This is a genomic window from Citrobacter sp. MGH104 (assembly GCF_001034485.1).
In the GTDB taxonomy this organism is placed as follows: Bacteria; Pseudomonadota; Gammaproteobacteria; order Enterobacterales; family Enterobacteriaceae; genus Citrobacter; species Citrobacter freundii.
This window is the reverse complement of the sequence record NZ_KQ089819.1, coordinates 1-13,046: the sequence shown is the minus strand read 5'-3', so window position 1 is coordinate 13,046 and position 13,046 is coordinate 1. Positions and strand designations below refer to the sequence as shown.

General features: G+C 52.6%; 15 protein-coding genes. 7 read left to right on the top strand and 8 right to left on the bottom strand.

What is annotated here, in order from left to right:
- The first annotated feature begins 9 nt into the window (after positions 1-9).
- The 3 genes from ldcC to tilS all read left to right on the top strand — a co-directional run bounded on the left by ldcC (position 10) and on the right by tilS (position 3,958).
- Positions 10-2,148 carry a lysine decarboxylase LdcC gene (gene ldcC, locus SK34_RS18505; RefSeq protein WP_048233865.1) on the top strand — a complete coding sequence of 713 codons (2,139 nt, stop codon included), beginning with the start codon at positions 10-12 and terminating at the stop codon, positions 2,146-2,148.
- A 66-nt stretch (positions 2,149-2,214) separates the two neighbouring features.
- Positions 2,215-2,604: a VOC family protein gene (locus SK34_RS18500; RefSeq protein ID WP_003018507.1), complete on the top strand. Its 390-nt coding sequence runs from the start codon at positions 2,215-2,217 to the stop codon at positions 2,602-2,604.
- Between the two features lie 61 nt (positions 2,605-2,665).
- A complete protein-coding gene (tilS, locus tag SK34_RS18495) occupies positions 2,666-3,958 on the top strand; it encodes a tRNA lysidine(34) synthetase TilS (RefSeq protein WP_048233864.1) in 1,293 nt (430 codons plus the stop codon).
- A 62-nt stretch (positions 3,959-4,020) separates the two neighbouring features.
- On the opposite strand, the gene rof is transcribed toward tilS, so the two are convergent.
- Both rof and SK34_RS18485 read right to left on the bottom strand, forming a co-directional pair.
- Complete coding sequence (gene rof / locus SK34_RS18490; RefSeq protein WP_003018503.1) at positions 4,021-4,281, bottom strand: Rho-binding antiterminator; 261 nt, start codon at positions 4,279-4,281, stop codon at positions 4,021-4,023.
- Positions 4,268-4,468, bottom strand: coding sequence for a YaeP family protein (locus SK34_RS18485; RefSeq protein WP_003018499.1), 201 nt, complete (start codon positions 4,466-4,468; stop codon positions 4,268-4,270). Before SK34_RS18485 ends, rof begins: the two co-directional genes overlap by 14 nt.
- Positions 4,469-4,656: 188 nt before the next feature.
- Between SK34_RS18485 and SK34_RS18480 the strand changes: the two genes are divergently transcribed.
- Genes SK34_RS18480 through nlpE form a run of 3 tightly spaced genes read left to right on the top strand, consistent with a single transcriptional unit; the run spans position 4,657 to position 6,350 of the window.
- Entirely contained in the window at positions 4,657-5,202 is a 546-nt protein-coding gene (locus SK34_RS18480) for a YaeQ family protein (RefSeq protein ID WP_003018497.1), read from the top strand.
- Complete coding sequence (gene arfB / locus SK34_RS18475) at positions 5,199-5,621, top strand: alternative ribosome rescue aminoacyl-tRNA hydrolase ArfB (RefSeq protein ID WP_003018489.1); 423 nt, start codon at positions 5,199-5,201, stop codon at positions 5,619-5,621. Before SK34_RS18480 ends, arfB begins: the two co-directional genes overlap by 4 nt.
- Positions 5,622-5,651: 30 nt before the next feature.
- Positions 5,652-6,350: an envelope stress response activation lipoprotein NlpE gene (gene nlpE / locus SK34_RS18470; RefSeq protein ID WP_085951559.1), complete on the top strand. Its 699-nt coding sequence runs from the start codon at positions 5,652-5,654 to the stop codon at positions 6,348-6,350.
- 44 nt (positions 6,351-6,394) lie between these two features.
- Here the strand turns inward: nlpE and proS are convergent, their stop codons facing one another.
- The 6 genes from proS to metN form a co-directional block, all read right to left on the bottom strand.
- Complete coding sequence (gene proS / locus SK34_RS18465) at positions 6,395-8,113, bottom strand: proline--tRNA ligase (RefSeq protein ID WP_048233862.1); 1,719 nt, start codon at positions 8,111-8,113, stop codon at positions 6,395-6,397.
- Positions 8,114-8,226: 113 nt separating this feature from the next.
- Positions 8,227-8,934 (bottom strand): tRNA (N6-threonylcarbamoyladenosine(37)-N6)-methyltransferase TrmO, encoded by a 708-nt coding sequence (gene tsaA / locus SK34_RS18460; protein WP_048233859.1) that lies wholly within the window; start codon positions 8,932-8,934, stop codon positions 8,227-8,229.
- Positions 8,931-9,335: an Rcs stress response system protein RcsF gene (gene rcsF, locus SK34_RS18455; protein ID WP_003018477.1), complete on the bottom strand. Its 405-nt coding sequence runs from the start codon at positions 9,333-9,335 to the stop codon at positions 8,931-8,933. The genes tsaA and rcsF overlap by 4 nt, the downstream gene beginning before the upstream one ends.
- Before the next feature lie 116 nt (positions 9,336-9,451).
- The gene (gene metQ, locus SK34_RS18450) at positions 9,452-10,267 is read right to left on the bottom strand and encodes a methionine ABC transporter substrate-binding lipoprotein MetQ (protein WP_003018474.1); all 816 of its coding nucleotides are present in this window, start codon (positions 10,265-10,267) and stop codon (positions 9,452-9,454) included.
- A gap of 44 nt (positions 10,268-10,311) precedes the next feature.
- Entirely contained in the window at positions 10,312-10,965 is a 654-nt protein-coding gene (locus SK34_RS18445; protein WP_003018471.1) for a methionine ABC transporter permease MetI, read from the bottom strand.
- Positions 10,958-11,989, bottom strand: coding sequence for a methionine ABC transporter ATP-binding protein MetN (metN, locus tag SK34_RS18440; protein ID WP_048233857.1), 1,032 nt, complete (start codon positions 11,987-11,989; stop codon positions 10,958-10,960). Before metN ends, SK34_RS18445 begins: the two co-directional genes overlap by 8 nt.
- A 189-nt stretch (positions 11,990-12,178) precedes the next feature.
- Here metN and gmhB point away from each other — a divergent pair, with 189 nt between their 5' ends.
- Entirely contained in the window at positions 12,179-12,745 is a 567-nt protein-coding gene (gmhB, locus tag SK34_RS18435) for a D-glycero-beta-D-manno-heptose 1,7-bisphosphate 7-phosphatase (protein WP_003829138.1), read from the top strand.
- The last annotated feature ends 301 nt before the right edge of the window (positions 12,746-13,046 follow it).

Genomic DNA, 13,046 nt, shown 5'->3' with positions numbered 1-13,046 from the left:
GAGGAACGCATGAATATCATTGCCATCATGGGACCGCATGGCGTCTTTTATAAAGATGAGCCCATCAAGGAACTTGAATGTGCGCTGCAGCAGCAGGGGTTTCAGATTATCTGGCCGCAGAATAGCGTCGACCTGCTGAAGTTTATCGAACATAACCCGCGAATTTGCGGCGTCATTTTTGACTGGGATGAATACAGTCTGGAGCTGTGCAGCGACATCAACCAGCTCAACGAGTATCTCCCGCTCTACGCCTTTATTAATACCCATTCGACGATGGATGTCAGTGCGCACGACCTGCGCATGGCGCTGTGGTTTTTTGAGTATGCGCTGGGTCAGTCTGAAGACATTGCCACCCGCATCCGCCAGTACACCAGCGAATACCTCGATAACATCACGCCTCCTTTCACCAAAGCGCTGTTTACCTATGTGAAGGAAGGGAAGTATACCTTCTGCACGCCTGGGCACATGGCGGGAACGGCGTACCAGAAAAGTCCGGTCGGCTGCCTGTTCTATGATTTCTTTGGCGGTAATACGCTGAAAGCCGACGTGTCCATTTCCGTAACCGAACTGGGCTCATTGCTTGATCATACCGGTCCGCACCTGGAAGCGGAGGAGTATATCGCGCGTACTTTTGGTGCCGAGCAGAGCTATATGGTGACCAACGGCACCTCGACATCGAACAAGATTGTCGGTATGTATGCTGCACCTGCAGGCAGTACGCTCCTGATTGACCGCAACTGCCATAAGTCACTGGCGCATTTGCTGATGATGAGTGATATGGTGCCAATCTGGCTGAAGCCTACGCGTAACGCGCTGGGGATCCTCGGCGGTATACCCCGTCGGGAATTTACCCACGCAAGCATTGAACGCAAAGTTGAGGAAACCAATCAGGCGCAATGGCCGGTCCACGCGGTGATCACCAACTCCACCTATGATGGCCTGTTGTATAACACCAACTGGATCAAACAAACGCTGGATGTGCCCTCCATCCATTTTGATTCAGCCTGGGTGCCGTATACCCATTTTCATCCGATCTATCAGGGGAAAAGCGGGATGAGCGGCGAACGGGTACCGGGAAAAGTGATTTTTGAAACCCAGTCCACCCACAAGATGCTGGCGGCGTTGTCACAGGCTTCGCTGATCCACATTAAGGGCGACTATGATGAAGACACGTTCAACGAAGCCTTTATGATGCACACCTCTACGTCTCCGAGCTATCCGATAGTGGCGTCGATAGAAACGGCGGCGGCAATGCTGCGTGGCAATTCAGGCAAGCGGTTAATCAATCGTTCGGTGGAACGGGCGCTGCATTTCCGTAAAGAAGTGCAACGTCTGCGTGAAGAGTCGGATGGCTGGTTCTTTGATATCTGGCAGCCGGAAAAGGTAGATGAAGCAGAATGTTGGCCGGTAGCGCCAGGTGAAGACTGGCACGGATTTGTTGATGCTGATGCCGACCACATGTTCCTTGACCCGGTGAAGGTCACGATTTTGACGCCGGGAATGGATGAACAGGGAAATATGAGCGAAGAGGGGATCCCCGCGGCGCTGGTGGCGAAATTCCTTGATGAACGCGGTGTCGTAGTCGAGAAGACGGGACCGTATAACCTGTTGTTCCTGTTCAGCATTGGTATTGATAAAACCCGGGCGATGGGGCTGCTACGTGGCCTGACGGAATTTAAGCGCTCGTACGATCTGAATTTACGTGTGAAAAATATGCTGCCGGATCTATATGCTGAAGATCCCGATTTCTATCGCAATATGCGTATTCAGGATCTGGCGCAGGGGATCCATCAGTTGATCCGCCAGCATGATCTCTCCGGGTTGATGCTGCGGGCATTTGATACCTTACCGGAAATGAAAATGACGCCGCACCAGGCCTGGCAGCGGCAGATCAAAGGTGAAGTCGAAACGGTAGCACTTGATCAACTGGTGGGGCGCGTTTCTGCCAATATGATCCTGCCTTATCCCCCCGGCGTGCCGCTTTTGATGCCCGGGGAAATGATCACTGCCAAAAGCCGGGCTGTCCTCGATTTTCTTCTGATGCTGTGCTCGGTAGGGCAGCGTTACCCTGGATTTGAAACCGATATCCATGGCGCTAAACTGGGTGAGGATGGCCTGTATCGCGTGAGAGTCTTAAAAATGGCATAACGACTTGCCTCACCCCAAGACGTTCGAGTAACGTTCTGACAGAAAAATGAAAGAGGCGATGACGCTATGCTGGGATTAAAACAGGTTCACCATATTGCCATTATTGCGACTGACTACGCGGCGAGTAAGGCATTTTACTGCGATGTGCTTGGCTTTACACTGATGAGCGAAGCCTATCGGGAAGAGAGAGACTCGTGGAAAGGCGATCTGGCATTGAACGGCCAGTATGTGATTGAGCTTTTTTCTTTCCCGTTTCCACCTTGCCGTCCGAGCCGACCGGAAGCCTGCGGTTTGCGTCATCTGGCGTTCAGCGTAGATGATGTGGAAAAGGCGATAATTCATCTGGAAAGCCATGATGTGAAATGCGAGCCGGTACGAATCGATCCGTTTACCGGCAAACGTTTTACGTTTTTTAACGATCCGGACGGATTACCCCTCGAACTGTACGAGCTGTAGGGCTTGTCATTGTGGCGTTAGCCCGGTAACGTGCCGGGCAATGCCATTGTAAGTAACCATCATGACGACACTCACGCTGAACACTTCGCTGCTGAATTCTCAATCGATTCTGGTCGCCTTTAGCGGCGGGCTGGATTCCACCGTATTGCTGCATCAGTTGGTGCAGTGGCGAGCGCTGCATCCTGATGTTGCTTTACGCGCAATCCACATTCATCACGGATTAAGCCCACACGCAGACAGTTGGGTACAGCACTGTGAGTCGGTATGCGCGCAGTGGCAAGTGCCGCTGGTGGTTGAGCGGGTATACCTTGAGGATGATGGTCTGGGCATCGAAGCCCAGGCGCGACGCGCGCGCTATCAGGCGTTTGCGCAGACCTTACTACCGGGCGAGGTGCTGATGACCGCACAGCATCTCGATGACCAGTGTGAAACCTTTCTGCTGGCGCTTAAACGCGGCAGTGGTCCTGCCGGACTTTCCGCCATGGGGGAAAGCTCTCCGTTTGCCGGAACCCAACTGATTCGACCGCTGCTGGCTCAAACGCGAGAGGCGCTTGAAGCATGGGCACGGCAGCATGAATTATGCTGGATTGAAGATGAAAGTAATCAGGATGATACCTACGATCGCAATTTCCTCAGATTGCGCGTTACCCCATTGCTCCAACAGCGCTGGCCGCACTTCGCGCAAGCCGTTGCCCGCAGCGCTGCGCTGTGCGCTGAGCAGGAGAGTTTACTGGATGAACTGCTGGCCAGCGATTTAGCCGATTGCATCACATCCCGTGGAACACTGTTACTGACGCCATTAATGATGATGAGTGGCGTGCGTCGTGCCGCGCTGCTTCGTCGCTGGCTGGCGGGGTTAAATGCGCCGATGCCTTCCCGTGATGGGCTGGAACGTATCTGGCAGGAAGTGGCGCTGGCGCGGGAAGATGCGTCACCAAGTTTTCGCCTCGGGGAGTACGAGGTCCGTCGTTATCAGTCACAGCTGTGGTGGGTGAAGTCAGTCGATGGGCAAAGCGAAACTATTATCCCGTGGTTAGAGTGGAAAACACCGTTGACGCTGCCTGCCGGATTGGGTTCGGTTCAGTTAATCTCTGCGGGTGATTTGCGCTTGCCACAAGCGGACGAAGTCGTCAGTATCCGTTTTAAAGCGCCAGGGTTATTGCATATTGTCGGGCGTAACGGCGGACGGAAATTAAAGAAAATCTGGCAGGAGCAGGGGATCCCGCCCTGGCGACGAGATACCACACCGCTGCTGTTTTACGGCGAAACGTTGATTTCGGCTGCGGGTGTTTTCGTGACGCGTGAGGGGACGGCAGAAGGTGAAGAAGGCGTAAGTCTGGTATGGCATGCCTGATGGCGCTGCGCTTATCAGGCCTACGTTTCACATGGAAAGTAGGCCGGATAAGGCGAAAAAAGTTAAGATTCGCTGACCACCACGGTACCGATCTGCGGGTGGCTGAAGCTGGCAATTTTGTCGAGACGAAGCTCCCGGGTTTCACCTGCGACATCTGCGACCAGATACTCCACGTTTTTACGTGAAACCAGGTCGTTCGCTTTCGCCTGCAAAACTTCGCCATCTTTTAGCGCCAGCGTCAGTAACAAATGGTGCTGGCAGGCGAGTTCAAGATTGTCGTAATCATCGCAGTTGATGGGTTGATACGTTTCATTCATTGACATAATCGCTCACCAGTAAGTTCGCGGCAGCATACGCCGCTTTTTCCCTGACCGACTCTGGAAGGGCGCTGTCTGCCGCCACTTCATTAAGCACCTTCAATACGCAACCCAGCGCATCCGGGATATACCCTAAGTCTCCGCTGGCGATTTCCGCGTACCGCTTGCGTATTAACTCACAATATTTTTCCACATGCCCTCCTGTCAGCACTCTGACTTAACCGTGGATGCAAGTCTAAGCCTACGAAGATAAACTCTGTTTAGCAAGGTGACTATACCATACTCATTCAAGCAATATCAGCGCCTTGATAGTGGAGCAGTTAGCAGCCTTTTGCCGCAGTTTTCGCTACAATGTGCGCCTGATTCGAAAGGAGTTCTCTCATGGCGCTTAAAGCGACAATTTATAAAGCCGTCGTCAACGTAGCGGATCTTGACCGCAACCAGTTCCTTGACGCGGCCTTGACGCTGGCGCGTCACCCCTCTGAAACCCAGGAGCGCATGATGTTGCGCCTGCTGGCCTGGATCAAATATGCCGATGAACGGCTGCAGTTCACGCGTGGTCTGAGTGCGGAAGACGAGCCTGAAGCATGGCTGCGTAACGACCATCTGGGTATCGATCTCTGGATTGAGCTGGGTCTGCCGGATGAGCGCCGTATTAAAAAAGCCTGTACCCAGTCTGGAGAGGTTGCCCTGTTTGCTTACAACAGCCGTGCGGCTCAGATCTGGTGGCAGCAAAATCAGAACAAGTGCGCGCAGTTTAAAAATCTGACCGTGTGGTATCTGGATGATGAACAACTGGCGCAACTGAGTGATTTTGCAGGTCGTACAATGGCGCTGCAGGCAACTATCCAGGACGGTGCTATCTGGCTGTCTGACTCTCAGAACAATCTGGAAATTCATCTGACCGCGTGGCAGCCGCGTTCATGATTGTTATCTCCCGAAACGTCTCTATCCCTGATAATGAGCTGGAAATCACGGCGATTCGGGCGCAGGGCGCGGGCGGTCAGCACGTTAACAAGACCTCGACGGCTATCCATTTGCGCTTTGACATTCGGGCCTCTGGCCTGCCAGAGTATTACAAGGAACGTTTGCTTGCCGCCAGCCATCATCTGATTAGCGGTGATGGCGTTATTATCATTAAGGCGCAGGAATACCGTAGCCAGGAACTTAATCGGGAAGCGGCAATCTCCCGGCTGGTAGCGGTGATAAAAGAATTAACCGCAGTGCAAAAAAGCCGACAGGCAACTCGCCCTACACGCGCCTCGAAAGAGCGCAGGTTGTCATCGAAGGCGCAAAAATCCACAGTGAAAGCACTGCGTGGGAGAGTTCGTCGAACGCAAGACTGACGAGCGGGAATAAAAATTTATAAGGAATTGATAGTGAAAACAGCAATATTGTCCGTAGTCGCTGCATGCACGCTTTTTTCCTTGATCGGCTGTAATAACCGTACTGAAGTTGAAGTACTACAGCCGACGCGGGCGGCAGAATTAAAACCGATGCAGCAAAGCTGGCGTGGCATCTTACCTTGCGCGGACTGTGAAGGGATTGAAACCTCTCTGTTTCTGGAAAAAGACGGTACATGGGTGATGAACGAACGTTATCAGGGCGTGCGGGATGAACCGTCTTCGTTTGCCTCTTATGGCACATGGGCGCGCACTGCCGACAAGCTGGTGCTGACCGACAGCAAAGGTGAAAAGTCGTACTACCGGGCTAAAGGCGAGGCGCTGGAAATGCTCGATCGTGAAGGTAACCCGATTGAGTCACAGTTTAACTACACGCTCCAGCCAGTTTCCGCCAGCTTACCGGTGACGCCAATGCCGATGCGAGGCATGTATTTCTATATGGCTGACGCGGCAATCTTTACCGACTGCGCAACGGGTAAACGGATGCCGGTGGCGAATAATGCTCAGCTTGAACGTGACTATTTAGCTGCGCGTGCAGAAAACGGACAGTCCGTATTGCTGACGCTTGAGGCGCATTTCACGCTGGAGTCAAACCCGGATACGGGTGAGAAAGTGAAAACGTTGATGGCGGATAAAGACGCGAAATTTATCCCCGGTAAAGCGTGTAATTAATCGATAGAAAAAAGGCCCTGATAATCAGGGCCTTTTTGTTGGTATTAGCCTTTAATGGCTTTGACCAGGAAGTCGACGATGTCGCCGGTTTTAATCAGCTCTTTCTCGCCGTTACGACGGTATTTGTATTCGATATCGTCGTTGTCGAGGTTACGGTCGCCCAGCACGATAGTGTGCGGAATACCGATCAGTTCCATATCGGCAAACATCACGCCCGGACGCTCTTTACGGTCGTCCATCAGCACTTCAATGCCCTGAGCGCGCAGCTCAGCGTACAGTTTTTCAGCCAGTTCCTGCACGCGGTAGGACTTGTGCATGTTCATCGGCAAAATCGCGACCTGGAACGGGGCAATGGCGTCTGGCCATACGATGCCGCGATCGTCATAGTTCTGTTCGATAGCAGCAGCAACCACGCGAGTGACCCCGATACCGTAGCAACCCATGGTCAGGATCTGGTTACGACCATCTTCGCCCTGTACGGCGGCTTTCATCGCTTCAGAGTACTTGGTACCCAACTGGAAGATGTGGCCGACTTCGATACCGCGTTTGATCATCAGCGTACCTTTGCCGTCCGGGCTCGGGTCGCCGGCGACCACGTTACGGATGTCTGCAACTTCCGGGGTGACTACGTCGCGATCCCAGTTGATACCGAAATAGTGTTTACCGTCGATGTTGGCACCGGCAGCGAAATCGCTCATTACTGCAACGGTACGGTCGATAACCACCGGAATCGGCATATCCACCGGACCGAGCGAGCCTGGACCTGCTTTTACCAACGCACGAATTTCTTCTTCGGTGGCAAAGGTCAGCGGGCTGGCAACCTGCGGCAGTTTTTCCGCTTTGACTTCGTTCAGCTCGTGATCGCCACGAACCAGCAGGGCGACCAGCGGGTAGCTGCTGCCTTCAACCGCTTTCACCAGCAGGGTTTTCACGGTTTTTTCGATAGGCAGGTTGAACTGCTCAACTAGTTCGGCGATGGTTTTGGCGTTCGGAGTATCAACCAGCGTCATTTCCTGAGTTGCTGCTGCGCGCGGCTCTTTCGGCGCAACGGCTTCGGCGAATTCGATGTTCGCCGCATAATCGGAGGAGTCGGAGAAGATCACATCGTCTTCGCCGCTCTGTGCCAGCACCTGGAATTCGTGAGAGGCGCTGCCGCCAATAGAACCGGTATCCGCTTGTACTGCACGGAAATCCAGCCCCATACGGCTGAAAATTTTGCTGTACGCAGCGTACATCGCATCGTAGGTTTCCTGCAGGGATTCCTGAGAGGTGTGGAAAGAGTAGGCATCTTTCATCAGGAATTCGCGGGAACGCATCACGCCGAAGCGCGGACGGACTTCGTCACGGAATTTGGTCTGGATCTGATAGAAGTTCAGCGGCAGCTGTTTGTAAGAGCTCAGCTCGTTACGGATCAGGTCGGTGATCACTTCTTCATGCGTTGGGCCGAGGACGAACGAACGATCGCCACGGTCAGCAATACGCAGCAGTTCCGGGCCGTATTGTTCCCAACGGCCGCTCTCTTCCCACAGTTCAGAAGGCTGAACGACCGGCATCAACACCTCGATCGCACCGGCGTTGTTCATCTCTTCACGCACGATATTTTCGACTTTTTTCAGGACGCGCACGCCGGTCGGCAGCCAGGTATATAACCCGGAGGCCAGCTTGCGGATCATCCCGGCGCGCAGCATCAGCTGGTGGCTGATGACTTCGGCGTCGGCAGGTGTCTCCTTCAGAGTGGAGAGCAGATATTGGCTAGTACGCATGTTGTTACGGTTCCAGTTGAACGATCGAACAGGCTCAAAACGAGCCTGGCACAAAACAAAAGTGGTTTAGTTTACCAGCGAGAAAGGGATGTCAAAAGAGTACGCGACGCAAATTAGCGGGCTTCCAGAGCAAAGACCTCAAATCCTGACGGTGTGACGCGCCAGCGGACGTTAAAGTCCAGCAGCCAGACGGCGTAGGTTTTGCCTTCTTCCTCATTTTTACGGTAGGCAGGACGCGGATCCTGCGCCAGCACTTCGGTAATAAACTGACGAAGACGCGGGTAACGTTGTTCGAGCTTTGGTAGCTGCTCCGCGAGATCTTCACTGAACGTCACCTCGACGCTGGCCTGAGGTGCGTCCTGGGCATAGCTGGCGCGAGCATCAGGCAGCGATTCGGCAAACGGCAGATACGGCTTAATATCCACTACTGGCGTTCCGTCAACAAGGTCCAGTCCACCGAGTTCGAGGATTACGTGCTCTTTATGGCAGCGGATGCCCCGCAGCTCTACCAACGACATGCCAACAGGGTTAGGACGAAACGTTGAACGTGTGGCAAAGACACCCATTCTGGCGTTGCCACCAAGACGGGGAGGGCGCACGGTCGGACGCCATCCACCTTCGATTGTCTGGTGAAAAACAAAAATCACCCACAAATGACTGAAGGCTTCCAGGCCGCGAACGGCATCGGCCTGGTTATAAGGTGCGAGCAAATGCAGTTCACCGCAGGCGCTCTTCACCAGACCTGGCTGGCGTGGAACGGCGAACTTTTCTTTATATGGTGAGCGGATAACGCCTATTTGCTCGAACTGAAAATGGCTCATTTCGCCGAAATGTTCAGTGCAGAACCGATGCAAACCGCCTGACGATAGCAACCCGGTGTTCCGCTGGTCACTTCGCAACTGTGCAGCAATACCGCATTAGCTTTCATTTTTGATGCGTTAATCTGCATGCGTTTGCGCGCGGTTGGAATGCTCGGAGGGGAATCCTGGTTGGATGCCTGGCAGGATTCACCGCTAACTTCGCCAAGATCGCGGAACGGCTTGCCTACTAAATCTTCAGCGTTAGTAATGATTCTTACCGGCGTCGCGCGCGGTGCTTTCGGTTTTTCCGGCTCCGCTTTCGGCGGGGTTGCGGTGCTTTGAACGGGTTCAACAGGGGATCTGCTTAACATAGAACAGCCGCTCAGCAAGAGTGCTACTAAACAGATCGGTAAAGCACGCATAATATTTCCTCAATGAATGATCTAAACGTCAGATATTGAATCAGGTGCTTGCATAAATGACAAGACGGGCAAGCGCCCGTCCTGATGATATTACATATTCTGTAAACAGCCTAAAATTACCAGCCCTTAACAGCACCGCCGTTGAAGACTTTGTTTGCTGCTTCGTACACTTCATCAGACTGGTATGCCTGAACGAATTTCTTCACGTTCTCAGCATCTTTGTTGTCTTCACGAGTCACGATCAGGTTTACGTACGGAGAATCTTTATCTTCAACAAAGATACCGTCTTTTGCCGGGGTCAGGCCGATCTGGCTGGCGTAGGTGGTGTTGATGACCGCCAGTGCGATTTGAGCATCGTCCAGAGAACGCGGCAGCTGCGGCGCTTCCAGTTCAACCAGCTTCAGGTTTTTCGGGTTTTCAATCACGTCCAGCGCGGTCGGCAGCAGGCCAACACCGTCTTTCAGCTTGATTAAGCCCACTTTTTGCAGCAGCAGCAAGGAACGGCCAAGGTTAGTCGGGTCGTTTGGAATCGCGACCTGTGAACCGTCCTGCAGCTCATCCAGTGATTTGATTTTTTTGGAATAGCCCGCAATCGGGTAAACAAAAGTATTGCCTACAGCAACCAGCTTGTAACCGCGATCTTTGATCTGCTGATCCAGGTACGGTTTGTGCTGGAAGGCGTTAGCATCGATATCGCCTTTGCTCAGCGCTTCGTTAGGCAGAACGTAATCGTTAAACGTGACCAGCTCAACGTCCAGACCGTATTTTTCTTTAGCTACTTTCTGCGCGACTTCTGCAACCTGCTGCTCTGCGCCAACAATAACGCCCACTTTGATGTGATTAGGATCTTTTTCATCCTGACCGCAACCCACAAGTGCCAGAGAACCGATCAGGGCTCCAACTGCCGCAAAGGTTTTGAATTTGAACGCCATGCTTATTTCCTTTTCTTAATGAGTTTTTAGTGTTGTGTGCAACGTTATTTGTGCGTGACAGCCCGGACGATGCGATCGCCGGATAACTGAATTAAATAAACCAGAACGACGAGCAATACCAGTACTGTATTCATTACTGTAGCGTTGTAACCAATATAGCCGTACTGATAACCAATCTGTCCAAGACCACCGGCACCGACGGCACCGCCCATCGCGGAGTAACCAACCAGCGTGATAAGAGTGATGGTGGCCGCATTGACCAGTCCTGGCAGCGCTTCTGGCAGTAATACCTTACGTACAATTTGCAGCGGCGTGGCGCCCATCGCACGAGAGGCTTCTATCAGCCCGGTCGGGATTTCGAGCAGCGCGTTTTCCACCATGCGGGCGATAAACGGTGCGGCGCCGACGGTCAGCGGGACGATAGCGGCCTGCAGTCCGATAGAGGTGCCTACGATCATGCGGGTGAACGGAATCATCCAAACTAATAAGATGATGAACGGGATGGAACGGAAAATGTTCACCAGCGCAGAGAGCGTACGGTAGAGCTTCGCGTTCTCAATGATTTGCCCCGGACGCGTTACGTACAGCAACACGCCAACCGGCAGACCGATCACAAAACCAAAAAAACCGGACACAAAGGTCATTGCCAGCGTTTCCCATACGCCGCGAACCAGCAGCCACATCATCGGCTCAGACATAACCCAGTACCTCTACTTTTACATGGTGTTCCTGCAACCAGTTGATGGCTGCTTGTGTATCTTCCTGTGTGCCGTGCATTTCAGTCAGCATGATGCCGAATTTCACACCGCCGGCGTAATCCATCTGCGCGCTAATAATGTTGTTATTAACGTTAAAGCGACGGGCCGTCTCAGAAAGTAGCGGTGCATCGACCGAATGACCGGTGAATTCCATACGCAACATCGGCACACTGTCTGCTTCTGGCTCGGCTTTTAACCGTTCCAGGTAATCTTCCGGGATATCCAGGTGCAGCGTGGACTGAATAAATTTCTGTGCCAGCGGCGTTTTCGGGTGTGAGAACACTTCGCTAACGGTGTCCTGTTCGATCAGTTCACCATCACTGATGACCGCCACGCAGTCACAAATGCGTTTTACAACGTCCATCTCATGGGTTATCAGCAGAATGGTAAGTCCCAGACGACGGTTAATGTCTTTCAATAATTCAAGAATCGAGCGGGTCGTTGCCGGATCGAGTGCGCTGGTGGCTTCATCGCACAGCAACACTTTGGGATTGCTTGCCAGCGCACGGGCGATCGCCACACGCTGTTTTTGTCCCCCGGAAAGATTGGCCGGGTAGCTATCGTGCTTGTCACCAAGACCAACCAAATCCAACAGTTCTGTTACACGGCGTTTGATCTCTTCTTTTGGCGTGTTATCCAGTTCCAGCGGCAGCGCGACGTTGCCAAACACGGTGCGGGAAGAGAGCAGGTTAAAGTGTTGGAAAATCATGCCGATTTGACGGCGAGCTTTGGTCAGCTCTGACTCAGAAAGCGTCGTGAGTTCCTGACCGCCGACCTGAACGCTGCCTTCGGTTGGGCGTTCAAGTAAGTTAACGCAGCGGATGAGCGTACTTTTACCGGCACCGGAGGCGCCAATAACGCCATAAATCTGCCCTGCAGGAACATGCAGGCTGACGTTATTTAACGCCTGAATGGTGCGAGTCCCCTGCTGGAACACTTTGGTGATATTCGAAAGTTTAATCATTGGTTATTTATTATCGTAATTAAGTTAGCCGTGGCATTTTCGTCTGTCAGGTACGGTCGAAGCCGTCAACAAGATGGATGTTAAGGCATCCAGACGTCTAAATCAATCAGGCTTTGCGCGATGAGCACTTTCTTGCCCGCTGAAACATGCGATACTAGAGCCACATGCCTTATTCAGGAGCTATAAAAGGTGGCAAAGTCTGTACCCGCAATTTTTCTCGACCGTGACGGTACCATTAATGTGGACCACGGTTATGTACATGAGATCGACGAGTTTGAGTTTATCGACGGCGTTATTGATGCCATGCGTGAACTTAAAAAGATGGGTTACGCGCTCATTATTGTGACGAACCAGTCTGGTATCGCGCGTGGTAAATTTACTGAGGCGCAGTTTGAAACGTTGACCGAATGGATGGACTGGTCGCTGGCCGATCGCGATGTTGAGCTGGATGGCATCTACTACTGCCCGCATCACCCACAGGGTACCGTGGAAGAGTATCGTCAGGTCTGCGACTGTCGTAAACCGCATCCTGGCATGTTTATCTCCGCCCGAGACTTCTTGCACATCGATATGGCCGCTTCTTATATGGTAGGCGACAAAATTGAAGATATGCAGGCGGCGGCAGCTGCGAATGTTGGCACGAAGGTATTGGTGCGCACAGGCAAACCCGTCACGCCGGAAGCAGAAAATGCGGCAGATTTAGTCATAAATAGTCTGGCAGACCTGCCAATGGCGATAAAAAAGCAGCAAAAGTAAGCGTTGTGGGTAAAAGGTGAGCGGTTGAAACAAAAATGCATTTTTCCGCTTGTCTTCCTGAGTCGACTCCCTATAATGCGCCTCCATCGACACGGCGGATGTGAATCACTTCACACAAACAGCCGGTTCGGTTGAAGAGAAAAACCTGAAAATGAGGGTTGACTCTGAAAGAGGAAAGCGTAATATACGCCACCTCGCGACAGAGCGCTAAAGCGCGTCGCAACTGCTCTTTAACAATTTATCAGACAATCTGTGTGGGCACTCGAAGATACGGATTCTTAACGTCGCAAGACGAAAAATG